Origin of the sequence: Dickeya poaceiphila (assembly GCF_007858975.2) — a bacterium.
Classification (GTDB): Bacteria; Pseudomonadota; Gammaproteobacteria; order Enterobacterales; family Enterobacteriaceae; genus Dickeya; species Dickeya poaceiphila.
Map to the genome: position 1 here is coordinate 2,361,899 of NZ_CP042220.2, position 24,265 is coordinate 2,386,163.

Here is a 24,265-nt window from a genome sequence, read left to right on the forward strand (position 1 = left end):
GTAGGTGTAATATGACCGAACTTAATCAGAAACTCGCCCAGGCTTGGGAAGGTTTTAGCGAAGGCGAATGGCAGAATGGCGTCAACGTGCGTGACTTCATTCAGAAAAACTATGCGCCATATGAAGGTGACGAATCCTTCCTGTCTGGCGCCACCCAGGCGACCAGTTCCCTGTGGGACAAGGTGATGGAAGGCATCAAGCAGGAAAACCGCACCCATGCGCCTGTTGATTTTGATACCGATGTTGCTGCCACTATCACTTCTCACGACGCCGGCTATATCAACAAAAGCCTGGAAAAAATCGTCGGTCTGCAAACTGATGCTCCGCTGAAACGTGCAGTTATCCCGTTTGGCGGCATCAAAATGGTTGAAGGTTCCTGTGAGGTCTATGGCCGTAAACTGGATCCGCAACTGAAAAAAATCTTCACTGAATACCGTAAGACTCACAACCAGGGCGTGTTCGACGTTTATACTCCGGACATCCTGCGCTGCCGTAAATCCGGCGTACTGACCGGTCTGCCGGATGCTTATGGCCGTGGTCGTATCATCGGTGACTATCGCCGTGTTGCCCTGTACGGTATCGACTACCTGATGGCGGATAAATTTGCTCAGTTCACTTCTCTGCAGTCCAAACTGGAAAACGGTGAAGATCTGGAAGCAACTATCCGTCTGCGCGAAGAGATTGCTGAACAGCACCGCGCACTGGGTCAGATCAAAGCAATGGCAGCCAAATACGGTTGCGATATCTCCGCTCCGGCAACAACTGCTCAGGAAGCGGTACAGTGGACCTACTTCGGTTACCTGGCTGCAGTTAAATCTCAGAACGGCGCTGCTATGTCCTTCGGTCGCGTGTCCACCTTCCTGGACATCTACATTGAGCGCGATCTGAAAGCAGGCAAAATCACCGAACAAGACGCTCAGGAGCTGATCGACCACCTGGTGATGAAACTGCGTATGGTTCGTTTCCTGCGTACTCCGGAATATGATGAGCTGTTCTCCGGCGACCCGATCTGGGCAACCGAATCTCTGGCTGGTATGGGTCTGGATGGTCGTACTCTGGTTACCAAAAACAGCTTCCGCTTCCTGAACACCCTGTACACCATGGGGCCGTCTCCGGAACCGAACATGACCATCCTGTGGTCTGAAAAACTGCCGCTGAACTTCAAGAAATTCGCCGCTAAAGTGTCTATCGATACCTCTTCTCTGCAGTACGAGAACGATGACCTGATGCGTCCGGACTTCAACAACGACGATTACGCTATCGCCTGTTGTGTAAGCCCGATGGTTGTCGGTAAACAAATGCAGTTCTTCGGCGCGCGCGCCAACCTAGCGAAAACCATGCTGTATGCTATCAACGGCGGCGTGGACGAAAAACTGAAAATGCAGGTCGGCCCGAAATCTGAACCGATCAAAGGTGATGTGCTGAACTTTGACGAAGTGATGGAACGTATGGATCACTTCATGGATTGGCTGGCTAAACAGTACGTCACCGCGCTGAACATCATCCACTACATGCACGACAAATACAGCTATGAAGCATCGCTGATGGCGCTGCATGACCGCGATGTGTTCCGTACCATGGCGTGTGGTATCGCTGGCTTGTCTGTAGCGGCTGACTCCCTGTCTGCCATCAAATATGCCAAAGTGAAACCGATTCGTGACGAAAACGGTCTGGCTGTTGACTTTGACATCGAGGGTGAATACCCGCAGTTCGGTAACAACGACCCGCGCGTTGATGACCTGGCCTGTGATCTGGTTGAACGTTTCATGAAGAAAATTCAGAAACTGAATACCTACCGTGGTGCGACCCCGACTCAGTCTGTACTGACCATTACCTCCAACGTGGTATACGGTAAGAAAACCGGTAACACCCCGGATGGTCGTCGCGCTGGTGCACCGTTCGGACCGGGTGCCAACCCGATGCACGGTCGTGACCAGAAAGGTGCGGTTGCCTCTCTGACTTCCGTAGCAAAACTGCCGTTCGCCTACGCGAAAGACGGTATTTCTTATACCTTCTCTATCGTACCTAACGCGCTGGGTAAAGATGACGACGTGCGTAAAACCAACCTGGCAGGTCTGATGGACGGTTACTTCCACCACGAAGCCAGCATCGAAGGTGGTCAGCACCTGAACGTCAACGTGATGAACCGTGAAATGCTGCTCGACGCGATGGAAAATCCGGAAAAATATCCGCAACTGACCATCCGCGTATCTGGCTATGCCGTTCGCTTTAACTCGCTGACTAAAGAACAGCAGCAAGACGTTATTACCCGTACTTTCACTCAGTCCATGTAATTACATGTCTGTCTGAAAAGGCGTAAACTAAAGGCTCCACATTGGTGGGGCCTTTTTATAAAGAGTATTCTGCCCTTCTCCTTTGTGGGCAACCGCAAGCGGCGTTAAAATTTCTCCCGGAAATTTTTCACCACCCTCACCGGAATAATCAGAACCTGTTTTGTCAGCTGGCTATCGAATCCTGGCTGGCTGACAAAACAGATTCGACGCAGAGCAAAGATGTTGTGGCTGCCCGTGCTACAGTGTTGTTACTGCGCTCATTGCAGGCCGCTATTTCTCGGCCCAACCTGGAGAAACCTTGCATGTCAGTTATTGGTCGCATTCACTCTTTTGAATCCTGTGGCACTGTCGATGGCCCCGGTATTCGCTTCATCACGTTTTTTCAAGGTTGCCTGATGCGTTGCCTCTACTGCCACAATCGTGACACCTGGGATACCCATGGCGGCAAGGAGATTACGGTTGAGGAGTTGATGAAGGAAGTGGTGACCTATCGCCATTTTATGAATGCGTCCGGCGGCGGCGTGACGGCATCTGGCGGCGAAGCTATTCTGCAGGCTGAATTCGTGCGTGACTGGTTCCGCGCCTGCCACGAACAAGGCATCAATACCTGTCTTGATACCAACGGTTTCGTTCGCCGCTACGACCCGGTCATCGACGAACTGTTGGATGCCACTGACCTGGTTATGTTGGACCTCAAACAACTTAATGATGACGTGCACCAGAATCTGGTAGGCGTATCCAACCACCGCACGCTGGACTTTGCGCGTTATCTTGCCAAACGCAATCAACGCACCTGGATTCGTTATGTCGTTGTTCCCGACTGGAGCGATGACGATGCTTCCGCACATTTGTTGGGTGAATTTACCAAAGAGATGAGCAATATCGAGAAAATCGAGCTATTACCCTATCACGAGTTAGGTAAACACAAATGGACGGCTATGGGCGAGGAGTACAAGCTGGACGGTATCAAACCGCCTAAAGCAGATACAATGGACCGCATCAAGTCCATTCTGACCAGTTACGGGCACAAGGTGGTGTATTAGCTTCAATTTCCCGGCAAATCATGGTTCCGGGTAAATACCTTATCGCCCGGCCAGCCAACGTTAACGTCAATTGCTGATCACTGTCAGGCTGGCGTTAACCATTTTCACATAGCCTATTCGCTATTTATCAGTCAGATGCAACTGGGCCGGAAATAGCTTAAACCGCCAGCGGTCGAGGGTGATGGTCCGTTTTTTTCAACAGGATGACCAGATACCCCAGCGAAACAGCGGCGATCAGTATAAACAATAATTGGTCAGAATAAGTCTGCATCAGGATTGCCGCAAAACTCGGCCCACACAGGCTGCCAATGGTATAGCTAAGCAATAATGTTTGATTCATAGCGACTAACTCGCCAGGGGCCACCTTTTCACACGCCCATGACATCGCTACCGGATAGAGTGTAAACCCGGCTGCACCGAGCACAAACAGCGACAGTGCCATACCATATCGCCCCGGAACCAACATCGCCAATGAGCCGAGAATAACGGCGAATACCAGCACCCGCAGCACCAGTAATCGGCCATATCGATCCGCCATTCGTCCGACCGGCCATTGCCCGATAATACCGGCGCTGATTAATAGCGCCATCCAGTAACCTACATTGGCATCGCTCATGCCTTGATGCGCCAGATACAACGGCATTAACCCATATAGGGAGCCTAGAATGACCCCGGAAATCACACATCCCTGGATGCCTAGCCGAGCGGTGCGATAACGCAACATGCGCCAGACATTGACGCGTTGGGTCACACGCTGTGGTGACGGGATGTGGGCAAACAGTAATGGCAGTATCGCCAGCAATGTCAATGCCACCAACCAGGGCAAAATACTGAATAATGCGGTAGGTACCATGCCTAACAGCAGTTGCCCGACTACGCTACCCAAATAGTAAGCCATCATGTAAGCGGCCAGAAGTTGCCCTCGGTTGAGCGCATTTCCACTGCATAGTAGTGCGCTTTCTACGACTACCCAGATCAACGCACAAGCAATCCCGGCGACAAAACGCCACAGAATCCAACTGCCGACATCCGGTGATAACGCCAGTGCGGCAGTCGCTAACCCAAACATCAGTGCCGCCAAATAATAGCTGCGATTAAAGCCATAGATCCGGATTAACCCGCCAGCAACCACCGTTCCTAGTAAATTCCCACTGAAGTAAGCTGACCCTACCACGCCAACCTGCCAGACCGGCAATTGACGATCATTAAGCCATAACGGCACCAGTGTATTCAGCACAGCCAGACAAACAGTGAGTAACAACAACCCGAAGAGCAGCAATAAAACCGGGCGCGTATAGGTTGACATGGAGAGACAAGCCAGAAAGAGAGGATACTTTGCGCGCATCATGCCACTGGCAATGACAAAGTCAATTGCCTTATCACCGCTTAGCGCACATTTTGCTCGCCCGTCAGTATTCCAGCAGCCCAACCTGGTATCGATAAACTCAAACCAACCACCGTGATGCCAGGCCATTATCTACTCAACAAAGAGGGGACTGCGCCCTGGTCACCACGAAATGTGAATTTTACTCGTCAGTACCTGAAAACCTTTAAGCAAAATATCCCGTCATCAGCCAAGGGCGTAGCGCTGATTAATGCAATGAGACAACTTACCCGAATCTCGGTGAAGCGGCTTCGCCAGAGCTGAGTGCTACAGTCATCAAAGGCGAAATGCAATAGCATAATATCAGCCTGACAATATCAAGCCTGCTGACGCGTTACTGGCGCTTTTCTTTCAAGTTTGCGATCTATGATCGCAGAACAGGGGAGATAAAATGACGTCCTCCGCTGCTAACTCTCAGGAAATAGACAATAATTAAAACAGAGCGTCACACAAGTAGTAATAGCGGGCTGCCATTCCGGCACATGCTTGGGAAGGTTTGTGGCGCGATAACCCGTCTCTTTCCCTTTTTCTGATGTGCCCGACACGCTGGGCAACATACGGAGCGTATGAATGAACAGGCTACACTACATTTTCGATCCTCTATGCGGTTGGTGTTACGCCGCTGCGCCGTTAATCCATGCAGCCCGTAAAATTGAAGGGTTGCCTGTCGTGCTGCACGCCGGCGGTATGATGACCGGGCCGAATCGACGCCGTATTACACCGGAATGGCGGGATTATGTTCAACCTCATGATCGCCGTATTGCCCAAATGAGCGGCCAGCCTTTCGGCGATGGCTATTTCAATGGGTTGTTGTGGGATGTGACAGCAACACTGGACTCAGAGCCTCCCACCACAGCCATTCTGGCTGCTGAAGAATTAGGTGGCCGGGGGATCGATTTACTCGAACGCTTGCAACGTGCCCATTATGTTGAAGGACTGTGCATCTCTGAAATGTCGGTATTGATGAAAATGGCCGTGGAAATCGGCCTGCCACTGGACGATTTCGAAAATGCCTGTACACACTGGCGTGGTTTGCCAACCCGCAAACATATCGAGGAGAGTCGTCAATGGCTTACTCAATCAGGCGGCGCGGGTTTCCCAACAATAGTTTTTGCAGTAGACGATATCTTTACCACCTTGAATATTGCCCCATGGCTGGGTCGCGCAAATGACTGGCATGACTATCTGGTAAGACTGGTAAAAGAAAATCAGTAGACTCACGTCAACCCGCTTTTTTATGACTGAATGCTATTAGAAACAGCGGGTTGTCTGATTTTTCTTTTTTCGCCATCTATGCTACAACTCAACACCTGATCCACCAGAAAGCAGAGCGCGCCCCCATGATTCGAGTTCATCATCTTAATACTTCTCGTTCGCAGCGGGTTCTATGGATACTGGAAGAACTGGATGTCCCGTATGAAGTGATCAATTATCAGCGCAATAAAGTCACTATGCGTGCACCGAATGCATTGCGTGACATCCACCCTCTGGGAAAAGCGCCGGTGATTGAACATGATGGTCGAGTACTGGCAGAAACCGGCGTGATTCTGGAATATCTGGTAGCGACATTCGGCCCACATCTGGCACCAACAAGCGACAGTCCGGATTTTTGGCGCTATCGCTATTGGATGCATTATGCTGAAGGTTCACTGATGTCGGAAATGTTGCTAAAGCTGGTGGCTTATAAGATGGGACCATTTGGTTGGCCGATTCGCAATATGGTCAATACCCAGCTCAATCTGCATTATGACTTTCTGGAACAGGAAGCCGGAAAATCTCACTGGTTGGCTGGCGATGCATTCTCAGCAGCGGACATCATGATGGGATTTCCTCTGGACATTGCTGCCCAACGCGGCTGGCTTTCGCCTTCATACCCTAATCTCTGGCGCTTGCTGGAAGCAATGCGAGCCAGGCCCGCCTGGCAACGCGCCGCTCGATACGGTTAATCGGTCATGGAACGGTTGTGGCAGCCGTTACTGCTACAGCGAGTCAGCAACCGGTATGCCGCAACGAGATAAGCCGTAAGCCCCATCGCTTTGATAGCCATACCACAAACTTCTCCCCTCCCCGGCTCCCTAAGATAACGCCGGGGACTAATAAAACAGCGTTTTTTCCATCTGAATCAACTGAAAACGTGTTTGCCAATCCTGCAACGTGATGCGAGTTAGCCAGGCGATTCCCTGATAAAACGGGTGACAACCGTGGTACTCCAGCAAGTCCAGGTAACGCATCGCCCAAGGCAGCAGATGTTCGGTAAGCAGTTCAGGCAGACTGTCCGGTTGGTTTTCCGCACACCATGCAGCCAGCATCAGCATCAGGCCGATATGATCCTCCGGCTCATGGCGATCACAGCGTGGTTCGATTCCCAATCTCCTCAGCCAGCGGCGCAGAGCCAGTGTCGAGTCACCAAAGAGTACATTTTGCCGATCAAGATACACCGACCCCCAAGGCGGTGCGGGAATACCTTCAGCACGATTAAACAAGCGACGCCAGGCCGCTGATAACAGCTCATCGTAGTCAGGTTGTAGGCCGATCCTAATTTGCCGGGCGGCCATAGCGATATCGGACTGCTTCCCACAAGGCCACGTTTGCTGCCATGCTGGATGTCTCAGACGCTCTATCCATACTACATTGTGCTCATCATCGGGTGCATAATAGAGTAAAGCGCCCAACAACCGTCCGGTCAGACTGACGATATGTCGTGACATAAATCACCTCGTTGGCTCTCTATTTAGTAGTTCACTCCTTGTTTTCATCTTGTCATCACCAGCCTTTTCCTATCCTGAAGCAGCCTTGGTCAGTGCGACGCAAAAAACTTAGAACCCCGCACGTTATCACTCTATAAGAGGATGCCTGAATCCTGTTATCAACGCCGACATCAGACCGGGAATCAGACAATTCTGCGCACCATGCGCTATACCGGACACGTATTTCAGTAATAAAAAAAGCGCCTCAAAAGGCGCTTTGATAACAGCATCATTACTACTGCAACATTGTGCTTAGCCGATAAATTGCAGGCCGTTCATATACGGGCGTAATACATCCGGCACTTCAATCCGACCATCGGCTTGCTGGTAGTTTTCCAGTACCGCTACCAGTGCACGTCCAACCGCCAGACCAGAACCATTCAGAGTATGCACCAGGCGGTTTTTTTTATCCCCTTTGCTGCGACAGCGAGCCTGCATACGACGAGCCTGGAAATCCCACATATTGGAACAGGATGAGATTTCACGGTAGGTATTCTGCGCAGGCAACCAGACTTCCAGATCGTAAGTTTTGCAGGAGCCAAAGCCCATATCGCCGCTGCACAACAGCACTTTGCGATACGGCAGTTTTAGCAACTGCAGTACTTTTTCTGCATGGCCGGTAAGTTCTTCCAAGGCCTGCATCGACTCTTCCGGACGGACAATCTGCACCATTTCAACTTTGTCAAACTGGTGAACACGGACCAACCCTCTGGTATCGCGGCCATAAGACCCAGCTTCAGAACGGAAGCACGGCGTATGGGCGGTCAGTTTGATTGGCAGCGTATCGTCATCAAGAATCTCATCTCTTACCATGTTGGTCAGCGGGACTTCCGCGGTAGGGATCAGCGCGTAATTACTGGTTTCCGCTTCTTCACTCAACGGCTTGGTATGGAACAGATCCTCACCAAATTTCGGTAGTTGCCCGGTACCGTACAATGACGTGTGATTGACCAGATAAGGCACATAGGCTTCCTGATAACCATGTTCGGTGGTGTGCAAATCCAGCATGAATTGTGCCAGCGCACGGTGCAAACGGGCTACCTGCCCTTTCATCACAGAAAAACGCGCACCGGTCAGTTTTACGCCTAGCGCCATGTTCAGGCCGCCGGTCAACTCACCCAGGTCCACATGATCGCGCACTGCAAAATCAAACTGGCGCGGCTCACCCCAGCGCAGCACTTCCTGATTTTCCGAATCGTCTTTACCGAGCGGCACACAGTCATCGGGCATATTGGGAATAGTCAGGGCGATGGTTTCGATATTGTTCTGCACCTGCTGCAATTCAGCCTTAGCGGCATCCAGTTTTTCACCCAATTCATTTACGTCACGGCGCAGCGGTTCGATGTCTTCCCCACGCGATTTAGCCGCCCCGATCTCTTTCGATCGTGAGTTACGTTCTGCCTGCAAACTTTCTGTTTCGACCTGAAGCACTTTACGGCGTTCTTCCAGATTACGCAGCGCTTCCACATCCAGTTTAAAATTTCGGCGAGCCAGTAATTTTTCGGCAACTGCGTCTAGCTCATTACGCAGCAAATTGGGATCGAGCATGCTAGTCCTGTGCTTGTATTATTAAGGGGATATCGATAATTACAAGGTGCCGGTAACGACACCATGCAGCAGAAAATCTCGGAATAACCTTACCGCAACGTGAATGCTAGCGGTAGCGTTTTGTCGGGCTATTTTGATCCTGAGCAGCGAGCCAGGCCAGCTTTTCGCCAATCTTAGCCTCCAAACCCCGCGAAGTCGGTTGATAGTAGCAAGTTTCTGCCATTTCAGGCGGGAAATACACTTCACCGGCAGCATAGGCGTTGGCTTCATCATGCGCGTAGCGATATTCGGCCCCCACTCCCATCGCTTTCATCAGGCGGGTTGGCGCATTACGCAGATGTTCCGGTACATCATAATCCGGTTTCTCGCGGGCATCGCGCATCGCTGATTTAAACGCGGTATACACCGCGTTACTTTTCGGCGCACACGCCAAATATACTATTGCCTGAGCAATGGCTCGTTCACCCTCGGCAGGGCCAACGCGAGTAAAACAATCCCAAGCGGCTATCGCTACCTGCATCGCCCGCGGATCGGCATTGCCCACATCTTCAGAGGCGATAGCCAATAACCGCCGTGCAACGTATAAGGGGTCCCCACCGGCAGTAATAATACGGGCATACCAGTACAAAGCGGCATCCGGCGCAGAACCACGCACCGATTTATGCAACGCAGAAATCAGGTCGTAATAACGATCACCTTTGTTGTCAAAACGGGCGCTGCGTTCGCCAGATACTTCCTTGAGCAATTCTGATGTCAATATGCGCTGGCCGCTGACATCCATTTCTGCCATATCAGCCATCATTTCCAGCAGATTCAGCGAACGACGGGCATCGCCGTTTACCAGTTCAGCCAGCAAACGTCGAGTCTCATCCGGCAGAACAATCTGTTGCCCACCCAGCCCACGCTCTTTATCCTGCAGCGCCTGTTCCAGCACCTGTTCGATATCTTCCGCACTCAGCGCCTTAAGCAGATAGACGCGAGCGCGAGACAGCAGTGCCGAATTCAATTCAAACGACGGGTTCTCAGTCGTAGCGCCAATAAACGTGATGGTGCCGTCTTCAATATGTGGTAGAAAGGCATCCTGTTGGCTTTTATTGAAACGATGCACTTCATCCACAAACAGAATGGTACGACGACCCGCATCACGGTTCTGGCGTGCGCGCTCAATCGCCTCACGAATTTCCTTGATGCCGGAAGTCACCGCAGAGAGGCGCTCCACATCGGCGTGCCCATAGTGCCCTATCAACTCGGCCAGTGTCGTCTTCCCTGTTCCGGGCGGTCCCCACAGAATCATGGAATGAAGCTGCCCGGCTTCAATGGCGCGTGGCAACGGCTTGCCGGGTCCCAGCAGGTGCTGTTGGCCAATATATTGCGCCAGCTTGACTGGCCGCATCCGCGCAGCCAGAGGCTGAAACTGGTGACTGGAAAAATCGAGTGACAGGTTACTCACACACGCCTCACTGACGCTGATCGTCCACCGCTACGCCTTTCGGCGGCGTAAACCGGAACTTTGCAGCATCCACCTCGCCATTTTGCTGATTCTTCAGCGTATAAACACTGCGCTGCCCATCCTGTTCAGTAGCGGTAAACCCATGGATAGTGCCATCACTGGTCACATTGATGGAAAATTGTTTCAGATTGCCATTAGCCGCACGGGGAATCAGGTCAAAATCATTCCCTTTCTGAGTCACGTTATATTTGCCCCAGTCTTTTGGATCGTTGCGGGTTATCAGAATAAACGGCGTATTACCGGTCGCATCCTTCACCCAGGTTGCCGTCACCTGTTCAACGAACGGATTGTAAAACCAGAGCGTTTTACCATCAGACACCAGCGTGCTTTCATCTGGTGCTGTGGTTTTCCAGTTGAACAGATTCGGACGCTTTACCCACAACTCCCCAGCGCCTTCCTGCACGGCTGCACCGTCATTGGTGGTGACTTTCTGCGTGAAGCTGGCATGGAAACTGTTAACTTTACTCAATCGACTCTGTAAATCACTGGCAGCATCGGCATAGACAGCGCCAGAAACCAGACTGGTCAGTAAACAAGCCGTTATCAACCCTATTTTTATCATATAAAAATCCTTTGCATGTTCTTACCGCTATTGCGGCCCCAACAAGGGCCGCTTTCAGTTGGACGCTACTGTAGCCCAGCCGGACGCGGCATGACAGGCGAATTATCTGTTATCCAATACTTTTACGCTTCTTTGCAGGGACATACGCCATACCGATCATTACTCCATCGGCGGTGGCGCCAGCACCTCACGGTTACCATTATGACCAGGACTGCTGACGATACCTTGCATCTCCATCTGCTCAACAATGCGGGCTGCACGGTTATAGCCAATGCGGAACTGACGCTGCACCCCGGAAATCGAGGCACGGCGTTTTTCCACCACAAACGCTACCGCCTGATCAAACAGTGGGTCCAGCTCTTCGTCTGTGTCAAAACCAAAGCTACCGTTTTCGCTATCGTCATCACCGCTGATAATGCTGTCGATATACTCAGGGCGACCGCGAGCCTTCCAGTCCTGCACAACGGCATGAACTTCCTGGTCACGCACGAATGCGCCATGCACGCGAATCGGGATTGATGAGTTCGGTGCCATATACAGCATATCGCCCATGCCAAGCAGTGATTCCGCACCGCCCTGATCGAGAATAGTACGCGAGTCAATCTTACTCGATACGGTAAACGCAATACGGGTAGGGATATTGGCCTTGATAAGGCCGGTAATCACATCTACCGACGGGCGCTGCGTCGCCAGTACCAGGTGTATCCCGGCGGCACGCGCTTTCTGGGCCAGACGTGCTATCAGCTCTTCCACTTTCTTACCCACCGCCATCATCAGATCGGCAAACTCATCCACCATCACCACGATGTATGGCAGTTTTTCCAACACTGGCGGCTGGGTGTCCATGCTGTCACCTGGCTTCCAGAACGGATCCGGTATCGGGCGGCCCATCGTTTCGGCCTGCATCACACGTTCGTTATAGCCACTGAGATTACGCACCCCCAGCGCTGACATCAGCTTGTAACGGCGCTCCATCTCTCCCACACACCAGCGTAACGCATTGGCGGCATCTTTCATGTCCGTCACGACTTCAGTCAGTAGGTGGGGGATACCTTCATATACCGACAGTTCCAGCATTTTCGGGTCAATCATGATAAAGCGCACATCGGCTGGCGTCGCCTTATACAACATGCTGATAATCATAGCGTTAACGCCGACAGACTTACCGGAACCAGTGGTACCTGCTACCAGCAAATGCGGCATTTTAGCCAGATCAGCCACAACCGGCTGGCCGGAAATATCCTTACCCAGCACTACTGCCAGCGGCGATGCGTTGTCACGGAATCGATCACAATCCAGCACTTCTCGCAGGAAAACCGTCTGACGATGGCGGTTTGGCAGTTCAAGGCCGACATAGGGCTTACCGGGGATAACCTCGACAATACGCACCGCCACCACCGACAGCGAACGAGCCAGGTCACGGGCCAGATTAGAGATGCGCGCTGCCTTGACGCCCGGTGCCAAATCCAGTTCAAACCGGGTGATCACTGGTCCCGGATGATAATCCACCACTGTGGCTTTGACGCGGTAATCCGCCAGTCGGATTTCGATCAGTCGCGCCATTTCGTCCAACGCATCACGGTCTATTGGCGCATCGTTCATCGAAGGCGGCGTCAGCAAATCCAGCGATGGCAATGGCGTCGTCGGTTTCTGTAACGGTTGATCATTACGCATCAGGAACGGATGAATCAGACTGTCCATAATCGACGGTGATGATGCTGTTTCCACCTCTTCAGGCTCATGCTGCACTGTAACCTGTGGCACATGCACCGGCGCTGCCGGTTGTGCAGGCGACTCATCCGGGAAGATATCTTGCGCAGGAAGGGTAAATAACGGTTCTGACGGGCCATCATCCACCAGATCAGCGAAAGGTGAAATAGCAAAGGGGCTATCTGGTGGCAACGACGCTGAGGTTTTCGGCGCGGCGTCAGGCGGTCGGGTTTCTACCGCTGCAGGCGTTAGCACAGGTGATTCAATGGCAAACTGCGGCTGTGCATCCTGTTTTCTACCCTGCTCATTTCTGCCCTGCTCATGCTCCTCTCCATAACGAGAGCGCTGCATGGCGGCGAAATCACGCGCCAGTTGCGCCTGCAACAATGCGTCTTCATCCTCATCATCGCCGGGATAAGCCTCGCCATAGCGTTCACGTTGCTGATCAGCAAAAGCCTGCCGCAGCGCTGCTTCCTGCGCCAGTGCATCCTGATCCTCACCGGAAACATTAAGCGGCATATCACCTGCAACCGACAAAGGCGATTCAATGGCAGATAGCGTTGAATGATCTGATGTTATTGAATCCTGTGACAGCGGGTCTACACGGGCTGCCTGTGCGCGTTGTTCTGCTTCGCGGGCCTGCTGTTCAGCCAGCCGCTGTGAAGGCAGCTTAATGCCATACGATGCCAGTTCACGGCGAGTCGGGATTCGTACCGGATTTGGCCGCGGCAATTCCGGTCCCATCCCGCGTTTCACCTGCGGATTGTTCTCTTCATCTGCGGTAAATGCCGGCATGAATGGCACGGTTTTCTTCGGTTCTGATTCAACATTCGCTTCCGATTCAACAGTTGCACCAACTGCTGCGTTCGAAACAGCGGCTGTTGGTGCAGGGCGTACAATTCGATCATTCGCCTGCAAGGTCAACGGCTGCCAGTCAGGTATCAATTTCGGCAATGACGACCCAGAAACCAGAGACGGTGATGACATGGCCCCGGCAGACGCAGTCGCTGATGAATACACCGGCGATGCGGGAGGAACATCTGCACTCAGAGTGGCTTCAGGTGTCGATATTGGCGCTGGAGCATCGTATGTCCGTTCAATCGACGGCGTTGCCGCTATCGGTTCAGGCTGTGGTTTTAACACCGGTTCGACATCAGTCATCGCCAGGGCGTTTTTATTCACGGCATCTACTGCATCGACCACCGTTGCCGTTGTATCGCCAAGCGTCGATGCCGATGCAACCGCAGTTGACGACAGTGCTGTTACTGCTGGAGCGGAAAACAGCACATCATCGTCATCATCTCCTGCCGAAGACGACGCAGTGAGGCTGCCATCGCTAAGCGAATGCTCATCTTCGTGAACTCGCTCTTCTTTATGAAGAATATCGTTACGGGAAGCCTCTTTTTTCGCTTCTGCCGGGCGTTCATCGATATCGTCATCATCGTCGTAAAGATAATCATCCTTACGCCGACGACCGGAAAACAGCGTCAGGCACGCCATGACTCCCGAACCGATCTTTTCCGCTATCGTCAGCCATGACCAGCCGGTGAACAGCGTCAACCCAGCGGCCCACACGCACAGCAGAATCATGGTTGCGCCAATATTATTGAAGCGTGGAATCATCGAACTGCTGAGCAGACTACCGAGCACCCCGCCGGAGGCGAAGTAGTAAATGTCATCGACATTGAGTGCCGCTAGTCCGCAAGACGTCAAAATCAAGGCCAGTGTGCCAATCAGGCGCAGTGAGAGGGTAAAATAATCCAGTGTGGCACGTTGCCCGCGCTGGTGATGAATCACCCAGCACAGCGATACCATCACCACAGGAATGGCATATGCCAGTACGCCAAACACGAAAAACAGGGTATCCGCCAGCCAGGCACCCACCCCGCCCCCCAGATTGTGAATCGGCTCATGCCAGGCAGTCTGTGACCAACTGGGGTCCGAAGGGCTAAAACTCAGTAGTGCAACCGCCAGATAAATGGCAAAAAGCACCACCACGATTAATATCGCTTCCAGTAACCGTCTGCCCGCGCTGAGTTTTTTCAGCGTGACATCTTTATCTTCTGTATATTCCTGGCTCAAGCGTCTCTCCAGGCTCCCTGTAAATGTTTCATGATAAAGCGCCGAGGATTTCCCGGCGCCATACTGTACATATTCACAGGAGTGTAGCTGAATTTATCGGGTTATGCACCCTTGCCGTCAGCGGGTCTTAATGACCAGCCGGTTGCTTTGCTTCACTTCTTCCATCACCACATAGGTGCGGGTATCGTTTACGCCCGGCAGACGCAACAGCGTTTCTCCCAGCAACTTACGGTATGCCGACATATCCGGTACACGCGTTTTGAGCAGATAGTCAAAATCCCCGGAAACCAGATGACACTCCTGAATTTCTTCAAGCTTTTGCACCGCTGCATTGAACTGTTCAAATACATCCGGCGCGCCGCGATTAAGGGTGATCTCAACGAACACCAGCAATGACGCGTCCAGATAGTGTGGGTTCAGCAGTGCGGTATAACCATTAATAAAACCCTGTCGTTCCAGACGACGAACGCGTTCCAGACAAGGCGTTGGCGAAAGCCCGACCCGCTTGGACAGTTCTACATTGGAGATGCGCCCATCTTTTTGCAATTCGTTCAGGATATTGCGATCAATACGATCAAGATCTTTTCCCGGACGTTTTTTCGTGTCTACCATTCTTATTGTCTCTCTTCATCCTTCCCTGTTTAATCGCGGTCTCTGACCAACCTGTATGTTCCAGAGCCACCCCTAAAGAAGACCCCTGTCTTTTGTAATGTGGTTATTCTCTGTTCCAACTGCGTTTTTCGAAAACGTTGCAAAAATACCGGCAATTAGCCAGCAGGCGACGCCGCCGACATAGACCCCAAACGCATAAAGCTGGAGCATTCAACTATTCACATACAAAATATTTCCTCTTCCAAGGATGTTTTCGCAAAAGCGCAGCTGATTGTCAAAGTAAAACAATTAAAATCAGAAGAAAGTGCCAGATTTAGCGTTTTGCCCCCATTCGAGCAGCGTTTTCATGCATTACCGACTGAATAACCGGGTTATTGCCATTTACTGACAACATTCCGTAACGATTGAACCAATAACCAACCACATTTCTCCACACTTTTTTTACGCCAGTAATTTCCTTACAATCGGCTGCATCGTCCGTTCGAGTGAAATGGGGAACTCATGAGCACTGTTAAACATCGTAAACTATTGATTCTGGGTTCAGGCCCGGCAGGCTATACCGCCGCGGTCTACGCTGCGCGGGCAAACCTAAATCCACTGCTGATTACCGGAATGGAAAAAGGGGGTCAGTTGACAACCACCACCGAAGTGGAAAACTGGCCCGGTGACCCAGATGATTTGACTGGTCCGCTGTTGATGGAGCGTATGCACGCCCATGCCGCCAAATTCAACACCGAAATCGTCTTTGACCATATCACGCGTGTTGACCTGCAAACCCGTCCATTCCGCCTGTTCGGCGACAGCGATGAATACACCTGTGATGCGCTGATCATCGCAACCGGTGCATCCGCCCGCTATATTGGTTTGCCGACGGAAGACGCGTTTAAGGGCAAAGGCGTATCCGCCTGTGCGACCTGTGACGGTTTCTTCTATCGCAACCAGAAAGTGGCGGTAGTCGGCGGCGGTAACACCGCAGTGGAAGAAGCACTGTATCTGTCTAATATCGCCGCTGAAGTGCATCTGATTCACCGCCGCGACAGCTTCCGTGCGGAAAAAATCCTGATTGACCGGCTGATGGCAAAGGTCGCCAGTGGCAATATTGTGCTTCACACCAACCGTACGTTGGATGAAGTGCTGGGCGACGAGATGGGCGTGACCGGCGTGCGTTTGCGTGAGGCGGCTGGCGAAACAACCGAACAACTGGATGTGGCCGGTGTATTTATCGCTATCGGCCACAGCCCAAACACCGCCATTTTTGGTGACCAACTGGCACTGGAAAACGGCTATATCAAGGTGCAATCCGGTATACATGGCAACGCTACCCAGACCAGCATTCCCGGTGTATTCGCTGCCGGCGATGTGATGGACCACATTTATCGTCAGGCGATTACCTCTGCCGGCACCGGCTGTATGGCGGCACTGGACGCCGAGCGCTATCTGGATGCACTTGGCAAGTAAACGCTGAATACCGCAATCCAACCCGGTCGTGATCGCGTCCGGGTTTTTTATTGCCGGTCATCAATACAGGAATTGATCGACACACGATTCCACAATCTGCTTTTCGTTTGCACAACCCCGTCACCGAGGTAACATGACGCCATCGCAGCCATTATACGCACAATTGTGTCAAGTAACGGTTATATAAGCGTTATTCTCATATAGCAACTGGAACCGACCGCCACCTGATGAAAGACACCCGACAACGAGAACTGACCCGCTGGCTGAAACAGCAAAGCCGTCTGGCACACCATTGGCTACGACTATCGCTGGTGCTGGGCCTGATAAGCGGCCTGCTGATTATGGCTCAAGCCTGGTTACTGGCTTCGCTGCTGCACTCTCTGATTATCACCCATGCGCCACGCAACCACCTGATCACGACATTCCTGCTACTGGCAGCGATATTCGTATTACGGGCTTTGATTAGCTGGGTACGGGAACGTGTCGGTTTCCGCTGTGGTCAGACGATCAGGCAACATATCCGCAAGCAGGTTCTGGACCGGTTGCAACAACTGGGACCGGCCTGGATTCAGGGAAAGCCAGCCGGCAGTTGGGCGACACTGATTCTGGAACAAGTGGACGATATGCACGATTACTACGCTCGTTATCTGCCCCAGATGTCTCTGGCGGTCATGATTCCCGTGCTGATACTGATTATCGTGTTTCCGGTGAACTGGGCCGCAGGGTTGATTTTGCTGACCACAGCCCCATTGATCCCACTGTTCATGGCCATGGTGGGTATGGGTGCGGCTGACGCCAACCGACGCAACTTTCAGGCGTTGGCCAGATTGAGCGGCAACTTTCTCGACCGACTACGCGGTCTGGACACCTTACGTCTGTTTCATCGCGGCGAAGCGGAAATCGAGCAGATCCGTCAGGCATCGGAACAATTTCGCAGCAGAACGATGGAAGTGCTGCGTATGGCCTTTCTCTCTTCCGGCGTGCTGGAATTCTTCGCATCGATCTCAATTGCGGTAGTAGCCGTCTATTTTGGTTTTTCATACCTCGGTGAGTTGCACTTCGGCAGTTACGGCACCAGCGTAACGCTGTTTGCGGGTTTTCTGGTGCTGATTTTGGCACCGGAATTCTTTCAACCCTTGCGTGACCTCGGCACGTTTTATCATGCCAAAGCGCAGGCAATCGGCGCAGCGGAAGCTCTGCACCGCTTCATGACGGCGGAAAACCAGGAAGCCGGGACTGGCACGCTTCCCTTCCAAAGTGATGCGCCTGTAACGCTCATCGCCCATGACCTCACCATTTTATCACCGGAAGGCAACGTGCTGGCCGGGCCGCTTAACTTCAGGCTGGAAGCCGGACAACGCGTCGCGCTGGTCGGTCCCAGCGGTGCTGGAAAAAGTTCGCTGCTTAACCTGTTGTTAGGTTTCCTGCCTTATCGCGGCTCACTGACAGTCAATAGCGAGGAACTACGCACCCTATCGCCCACAACATGGCGACAGCATCTTAGCTGGGTGGGGCAGAACCCTCATCTGCCGGAACCCACGCTGCGGCAGAACGTGCTGCTGGGTCGCCCACAGGCCAGCGAACATATCCTGCAACAGGCGCTTGAGCGCGCTTATGTGCACGAATTTCTGCCACAGTTGCCGCAAGGACTGGACACGCAATTGGGTGACGGTGCCGCCCGTCTGTCTGTCGGGCAAGCGCAGAGGATCGCTGTAGCACGTGCGCTGCTGCATCCATGCCGATTACTACTGCTGGACGAGCCATCCGCCAGTCTTGATGCCCACAGCGAGCAGCGAGTCATGAGCGCGCTGAATGAAGCATCACATGCTCAGACTACGCTGCTGGTTACTCATCAGTTAAGCGAAATTCGGGACTACGACGAAATTTGGGTCATGGTTGACGGCCAGTTGGTCCAACAAGGCGACTATCTTACCCTGAGTCAGGCAGACGGGCCGTTTGCCACGCTCCTGACGCAGCGCCGGGGAGAACTGTGAGATGGAAAAGATTCACGCAATGCAGGTACTTAAGCCCTTTCTGGCGTTGTATCGTCGCCATCTGTTTCGGCTCGGATTGGGCATCGTGCTGGCGATTGCTACGTTGCTGGCCAGCATCAGTCTGTTGACGCTATCGGGCTGGTTTCTGGCCGCCTCCGCCGTCGCCGGGCTGGCTGGGTTAACTACATTTAACTATATGCTGCCCGCTGCCGGTGTACGCGGTGCGGCAATCCTGCGTACCGCCAGCCGTTATTTCGAGCGGTTGGTCAGCCACGACGGCACCTTTCGCGTCCTGCTGCATCTGCGGGTGTTCACTTTCAGCCGTATCCTACCGCTGTCGCCCGGCGGGTTGATTCGCTTTCGTCAGGCGGAACTGCTCAACCGGCTGGTGGCAGATGTAGACACGCTGGATCATCTCTATCTGCGAGTCATTTCGCCGCTGGTAAGCGCACTGGTGGTCATTCTGGCGCTGGCATATGGATTGAGTTGGCTCGACGCCTCGCTGGCGTTCACACTGGCGGCCATCATGCTGACGTTGTTAATTGTGCTGCCGCTGACGTTTTACCGTGCAGGACAACCCATCGGTAGCGATCTGACCGCACTGCGTGCCCATTACCGGGTGCAATTAACCACCTGGATTCAAGGTCAGGCAGAGCTGGCGGTCTTCGGTGCACTGGCACACTTTCGCCAGCAACTGGAAGTGTTAGAACAGCGCTGGTTTGAGCGGCAACGCCAACAAGCCGGGTTGAGCGCCTTATCACAAGCGATACTAATTGCGGCCAGCGGTCTGACCGCCACGTTGCTGTTATGGCTTGCTGCTGGCGGCGTTGGCGCTAACCACCAACCGGGGGCGCTTATCGCGTTGTTCGTCTTTACTGCTCTTGCCGCTTTTGAAGCGCTGGCTCCGGTCGCTGGCGCATTTCAGCACATCGGCCACGTTGTGGCGTCAGCGGCGCGAGTCGATCAACTGCTGAAGTTGCGTCCATCCGTCACCTTTCCATCACAGGGACCAGAAGCACTGGAGCAGGTCCAGCTAACGTTAAATAACGTGAGTTTCACCTACCCAGAGCAGCGCCAACCGGTGCTAAGCGAAGTTTCGCTGACAGTTGAACCAGGAGAGCATGTCGCACTGCTCGGTCGCACCGGCTGCGGCAAGTCAACCCTGCTGCAATTACTCACCCGCGCCTGGGATTGCAACACCGGCGAGATCCGCCTTAATGGCACGTCAATCACCGCCTGGACGGAAGCAACCTTGCGCGAAGTCATGAGCGTGGTGCCGCAACGCGTACATATTTTCAGCGCAACATTACGGGAAAACCTGCGACTGGCGGCCCCCACAGCCAGCGACGAACAGTTGAAAGTGGTACTGACGCAGGTCGGGCTGGAGAAACTACTCGATGATCAAGGTCTAAACGCCTGGCTCGGCGAAGGGGGGCGTCAGTTATCCGGTGGCGAACAACGCCGTATCGGGGTGGCGCGCGCTCTGCTCCACCCTGCTCCGCTGGTGTTACTGGATGAACCGACCGAAGGGCTAGACGCCGACACCGAACACCGCATACTGCAGTTATTGCACCAGCATTGCCGCGGAAAAACCCTTATCGTGATTACCCATCGCCTGAATAGGTTGGAAAATATGGACCGACTGTGCGTGATGGACGGCGGAAAACTGGTGGAACAGGGTTCACATCACAGCCTGATGGCGTTAAAAGGGCGCTACTGGCAATTCCATCAACACCTGTAGACGAGGTGCTTATGCTACTGTGTGAGCTTTCCCCATTCTCGTTGCGGTTCCCAAAACCGGAAACCGCACTGCGAGACCCGAATGGGTTACTGGCCTATGGTGGCGATCTATCACCAGAACGTCTGCTGAGTGCTTATCGGCACGGGATTTTTCCATGGTTTTCGCCCGACGAGCCGATCCTGTGGTGGAGCCCGGACCCGCGTGCGGTATTGTTCCCGACGCAGTTTCATCTTAGCCGCAGCATGAGAAAATTCATTCGCCGCATTGATTATCGGGTTACGCTGAATCAGGCGTTTAACGCGGTGATTTCCGCTTGTGCCAGCGATCGAGAGGAAGGAACCTGGATTGGCCAAGAGATGATGCACTCTTATCATCAATTGCATTTGTCCGGCCTGGCGCATTCAGTCGAGGTCTGGCGCAACGATCAACTGGTCGGCGGGTTATACGGCATCGCACAGGGCGCACTGTTTTGTGGTGAGTCGATGTTCAGCCGGGCGGATAACGCATCCAAATATGCTCTGGCAGCGTTCCTGCAGCATTTTGTACGCCACGGCGGTCAGTTGATTGATTGCCAGGTGCTTAACGACCATACCGCCTCATTGGGTGCCTGTGATATCCCCAGACACGCGTTCCTGCAACAGCTGACCTCGTTGCAGCAAACAGCCTTACGCGATGGCTGCTGGCATCCGCAAACACTAAGCGCCCCTGTTATCGAGCTGGTTCCCAACAGGGATAAATGAATGGCGGCGACTTACGCGCCTTTACATAATGAGGGTTTTTCGGCATTATCTTGCCGGTTAAAAACTAAGGTAATTACACCTAGAGGATTCGATGGCCAAAGAAGACAATATTGAAATGCAAGGCACCGTGCTGGATACGTTGCCCAACACCATGTTCCGCGTTGAGCTGGAAAACGGGCACGTGGTTACCGCTCATATCTCCGGTAAAATGCGTAAAAACTATATCCGCATCCTGACGGGTGACAAAGTGACTGTGGAACTGACCCCGTACGACCTGAGCAAAGGCCGCATTGTCTTCCGTAGCCGTTAACAGCCGCGTTATCGCCTGAAGCGACACGCAGGGATGTTTATCCTTTGCCTTTGCCTTTGCCTTTGCCTTTGCTGCAGGGGCGTTTGTATTTTAAGGCTGTGAGTGAATGGCTTTACATGCCCTTAATTCAAAAAAACGTCACTGCTTCATTACGCGGCATGAAGGCATAAAAAAGGGCATCTGACGATGCCCTTCGCTTTAATCTGACAGTAATATCAATGACGACGATGTCACTCAGTGAACTGCACCTTCGGCTTTGGTTTTCTGTGCGCTCAGGAAACGGTAAGTCAGTTGCTGAGCTGGCTTATCCAGTTCCACTTTCACTGAGCCGCCGTCTACCAGCGAACCAAACAACAGTTCATTCGCCAACGGTTTCTTGAGGTTTTCCTGAATCACGCGCGCCATAGGGCGAGCGCCCATCGCCTTGTCGTAACCTTTTTCCGCCAGCCAGTTACGCGCTTCCTCGCTGACTTCCAGCGATACGCCTTTAGCATCCAGTTGCGCTTGCAGTTCGACAATAAACTTGTCCACGACCTGCTGAATCACTTCTGCCGACAAATGGTTGAACCAGATGATGCCATCCAGACGGTTACGGAATTCCGGCGTAAAGACCTTTTTGATCTCTTCCATCGCATCGCTGCTGTTGTCCTGCTGGATGAGACCAATCGACTTCCGCTGGGTTTCCCGCACCCCGGCGTTGGTGGTCATCACCACAATCACATTGCGGAAGTCCGCTTTGCGACCGTTGTTATCGGTTAAGGTACCGTTGTCCATCACCTGCAACAGCAGGTTGAACACATCTGGATGCGCCTTCTCGATTTCATCAAGCAACAGCACCGAATGCGGGTGTTTAATCACTGCATCGGTCAATAAGCCCCCCTGATCGTAACCCACATAGCCTGGAGGCGCACCGATAAGGCGGCTGACCGTATGGCGTTCCATATATTCAGACATATCGAAACGCAACAACTCAATATCCAGCGCTTTCGCCAGTTGCACCGTGACTTCTGTTTTACCTACGCCGGTAGGCCCGGCAAACAGGAATGACCCGACCGGTTTACGCTCATGACCCAGCCCTGCACGACTCATCTTGATGGCTTCGGTCAGCGCTTCGATAGCTTTATCCTGCCCGAACACCAGCATTTTCAGACGATCCCCCAGGTTACGCAGCACATCACGATCACTGGCGGAAACCGTTTTCTCCGGAATACGGGCAATACGGGCAACCACCGATTCAATATCCGCCACATTGACGGTTTTCTTGCGTTTGCTGATCGGCAACAGGCGACAACGCGCACCCGCTTCATCGATAACATCGATGGCCTTATCCGGCAAATGACGATCGTTGATATATTTCACCGCCAGTTCTACTGCGGCACGAATCGCTTTAGCGGTATACCGCACATCATGGTGCGCTTCGTATTTCGTCTTCAGACCGTTAATGATCTGCACTGTCTCTTCCACGCTCGGTTCAGTGATGTCGATTTTCTGGAAGCGACGCGCCAGTGCACGATCTTTTTCGAAGATATTGCTGAATTCCTGATAAGTGGTGGACCCCACGACACGAATTTTGCCGCTGGACAGCAGCGGTTTGATCAGGTTGGCTGCATCCACCTGACCGCCAGAAGCCGCGCCAGCACCAATAATCGTGTGGATCTCGTCAATAAACAGGATACTGCTCTGATCTTGCTCCAGTTGTTTAAGCAGCGCTTTAAAGCGTTTTTCGAAATCGCCACGGTATTTGGTGCCTGCCAGCAATGAACCAATATCCAGCGAATAGATAGTGCAGCCCGCCATCACTTCCGGCACGTCGCCTTGTACAATGCGCCAGGCCAGCCCCTCGGCAATAGCGGTTTTCCCCACGCCGGATTCGCCTACCAGCAAGGGATTGTTTTTACGGCGGCGGCACAGTACCTGAATAGTGCGCTCCAGTTCGCTGTCACGGCCAATCAGCGGGTCGATGCCTCCCACGCGAGCAAGCTGGTTGAGATTTGTGGTGAAGTTTTCCATACGCTCCTCCCCGCCAGCTTGTTCTTCATTAACCGGGTTTTCCGGGTTTGATGCCGGACCGGACTCTTCTTTGCGCGTACCATGCGAAATGAAGTTCACCACATCCAACCGGCTGACGTCGTGTTTACGCAGCAGGTAGGCGGCCTGGGATTCTTGTTCGCTAAAAATAGCCACCAGGACGTTGGCGCCGGATACTTCGCTGCGCCCCGACGATTGCACATGGAACACGGCACGCTGCAGCACACGCTGGAAGCTCAGCGTCGGCTGAGTATCCCGTTCTTCATCATTTTGCGGCAGTGTGGGCGTAGTCTGCTCGATAAAGGTTTCCAGTTCCTGACGCAGAACCGCCAAATCGACCGTACAGGCTTCCAATGCCTCTCGTGCGGCGGGGTTGCTGAGCAGCGCCAGCAACAAATGCTCCACGGTCATAAATTCATGCCGGTGCTCACGCGCTCTGGCGAAAGCCATGTTGAGACTGAGTTCCAGTTCTTGATTGAGCATAGGCACCTCCCCCAATAAA

Annotated in this window: 17 protein-coding genes; 9 read left to right on the top strand and 8 right to left on the bottom strand. The window is 52.9% G+C overall.

Annotated features, from left to right (window positions below):
* Positions 1–11 precede the first annotated feature (11 nt).
* Both pflB and pflA read left to right on the top strand, forming a co-directional pair.
* Positions 12–2,294 (top strand): formate C-acetyltransferase, encoded by a 2,283-nt coding sequence (pflB, locus tag Dpoa569_RS10505; protein WP_146411319.1) that lies wholly within the window; start codon positions 12–14, stop codon positions 2,292–2,294.
* 302 nt (positions 2,295–2,596) lie between these two features.
* The gene (pflA, locus tag Dpoa569_RS10510; RefSeq protein WP_042873889.1) at positions 2,597–3,337 is read left to right on the top strand and encodes a pyruvate formate lyase 1-activating protein; all 741 of its coding nucleotides are present in this window, start codon (positions 2,597–2,599) and stop codon (positions 3,335–3,337) included.
* 157 nt (positions 3,338–3,494) lie between these two features.
* Here pflA and Dpoa569_RS10515 read toward each other — a convergent pair whose 3' ends face one another.
* Positions 3,495–4,643 carry an MFS transporter gene (locus tag Dpoa569_RS10515; RefSeq protein ID WP_042873888.1) on the bottom strand — a complete coding sequence of 383 codons (1,149 nt, stop codon included), beginning with the start codon at positions 4,641–4,643 and terminating at the stop codon, positions 3,495–3,497.
* A 648-nt stretch (positions 4,644–5,291) separates the two neighbouring features.
* On the opposite strand from Dpoa569_RS10515, the gene Dpoa569_RS10520 reads away from it, so the two are divergent.
* Both Dpoa569_RS10520 and Dpoa569_RS10525 read left to right on the top strand, forming a co-directional pair.
* On the top strand, positions 5,292–5,936 hold the full coding sequence (locus tag Dpoa569_RS10520) for a DsbA family protein (RefSeq protein ID WP_042870227.1): 645 nt from the start codon (positions 5,292–5,294) through the stop codon (positions 5,934–5,936).
* Positions 5,937–6,061: 125 nt separating this feature from the next.
* The gene (locus Dpoa569_RS10525; protein WP_042870226.1) at positions 6,062–6,667 is read left to right on the top strand and encodes a glutathione S-transferase family protein; all 606 of its coding nucleotides are present in this window, start codon (positions 6,062–6,064) and stop codon (positions 6,665–6,667) included.
* Between the two features lie 147 nt (positions 6,668–6,814).
* Here Dpoa569_RS10525 and dmsD read toward each other — a convergent pair whose 3' ends face one another.
* The 6 genes from dmsD to lrp all read right to left on the bottom strand — a co-directional run bounded on the left by dmsD (position 6,815) and on the right by lrp (position 15,492).
* Positions 6,815–7,429: a Tat proofreading chaperone DmsD gene (gene dmsD / locus Dpoa569_RS10530; RefSeq protein ID WP_042870223.1), complete on the bottom strand. Its 615-nt coding sequence runs from the start codon at positions 7,427–7,429 to the stop codon at positions 6,815–6,817.
* Positions 7,430–7,720: 291 nt separating this feature from the next.
* Positions 7,721–9,016, bottom strand: coding sequence for a serine--tRNA ligase (gene serS, locus Dpoa569_RS10535; protein WP_042870221.1), 1,296 nt, complete (start codon positions 9,014–9,016; stop codon positions 7,721–7,723).
* Between the two features lie 106 nt (positions 9,017–9,122).
* On the bottom strand, positions 9,123–10,466 hold the full coding sequence (locus Dpoa569_RS10540) for a replication-associated recombination protein A (RefSeq protein ID WP_042870219.1): 1,344 nt from the start codon (positions 10,464–10,466) through the stop codon (positions 9,123–9,125).
* Between the two features lie 7 nt (positions 10,467–10,473).
* The gene (gene lolA, locus Dpoa569_RS10545) at positions 10,474–11,088 is read right to left on the bottom strand and encodes an outer membrane lipoprotein chaperone LolA (protein WP_128569709.1); all 615 of its coding nucleotides are present in this window, start codon (positions 11,086–11,088) and stop codon (positions 10,474–10,476) included.
* Between the two features lie 159 nt (positions 11,089–11,247).
* Positions 11,248–14,880: a DNA translocase FtsK 4TM domain-containing protein gene (locus Dpoa569_RS10550; RefSeq protein WP_146411322.1), complete on the bottom strand. Its 3,633-nt coding sequence runs from the start codon at positions 14,878–14,880 to the stop codon at positions 11,248–11,250.
* Between the two features lie 117 nt (positions 14,881–14,997).
* The gene (gene lrp / locus Dpoa569_RS10555; RefSeq protein WP_010277211.1) at positions 14,998–15,492 is read right to left on the bottom strand and encodes a leucine-responsive transcriptional regulator Lrp; all 495 of its coding nucleotides are present in this window, start codon (positions 15,490–15,492) and stop codon (positions 14,998–15,000) included.
* A gap of 501 nt (positions 15,493–15,993) precedes the next feature.
* Here lrp and trxB point away from each other — a divergent pair.
* The 5 genes from trxB to infA all read left to right on the top strand — a co-directional run bounded on the left by trxB (position 15,994) and on the right by infA (position 21,735).
* Entirely contained in the window at positions 15,994–16,950 is a 957-nt protein-coding gene (gene trxB / locus Dpoa569_RS10560) for a thioredoxin-disulfide reductase (protein WP_042870218.1), read from the top strand.
* Positions 16,951–17,177: 227 nt separating this feature from the next.
* Positions 17,178–18,944 carry a heme ABC transporter permease/ATP-binding protein CydD gene (gene cydD, locus Dpoa569_RS10565; protein ID WP_042870216.1) on the top strand — a complete coding sequence of 589 codons (1,767 nt, stop codon included), beginning with the start codon at positions 17,178–17,180 and terminating at the stop codon, positions 18,942–18,944.
* A gap of 19 nt (positions 18,945–18,963) precedes the next feature.
* On the top strand, positions 18,964–20,685 hold the full coding sequence (gene cydC, locus Dpoa569_RS10570; RefSeq protein ID WP_042873886.1) for a heme ABC transporter ATP-binding protein/permease CydC: 1,722 nt from the start codon (positions 18,964–18,966) through the stop codon (positions 20,683–20,685).
* Between the two features lie 11 nt (positions 20,686–20,696).
* Positions 20,697–21,425: a leucyl/phenylalanyl-tRNA--protein transferase gene (aat, locus tag Dpoa569_RS10575; protein ID WP_042870214.1), complete on the top strand. Its 729-nt coding sequence runs from the start codon at positions 20,697–20,699 to the stop codon at positions 21,423–21,425.
* A 91-nt stretch (positions 21,426–21,516) separates the two neighbouring features.
* Positions 21,517–21,735: a translation initiation factor IF-1 gene (gene infA, locus Dpoa569_RS10580; RefSeq protein ID WP_002211347.1), complete on the top strand. Its 219-nt coding sequence runs from the start codon at positions 21,517–21,519 to the stop codon at positions 21,733–21,735.
* Between the two features lie 234 nt (positions 21,736–21,969).
* On the opposite strand, the gene clpA is transcribed toward infA, so the two are convergent.
* Complete coding sequence (gene clpA, locus Dpoa569_RS10585) at positions 21,970–24,246, bottom strand: ATP-dependent Clp protease ATP-binding subunit ClpA (RefSeq protein ID WP_042870212.1); 2,277 nt, start codon at positions 24,244–24,246, stop codon at positions 21,970–21,972.
* Between the last annotated feature and the right edge of the window lie 19 nt (positions 24,247–24,265).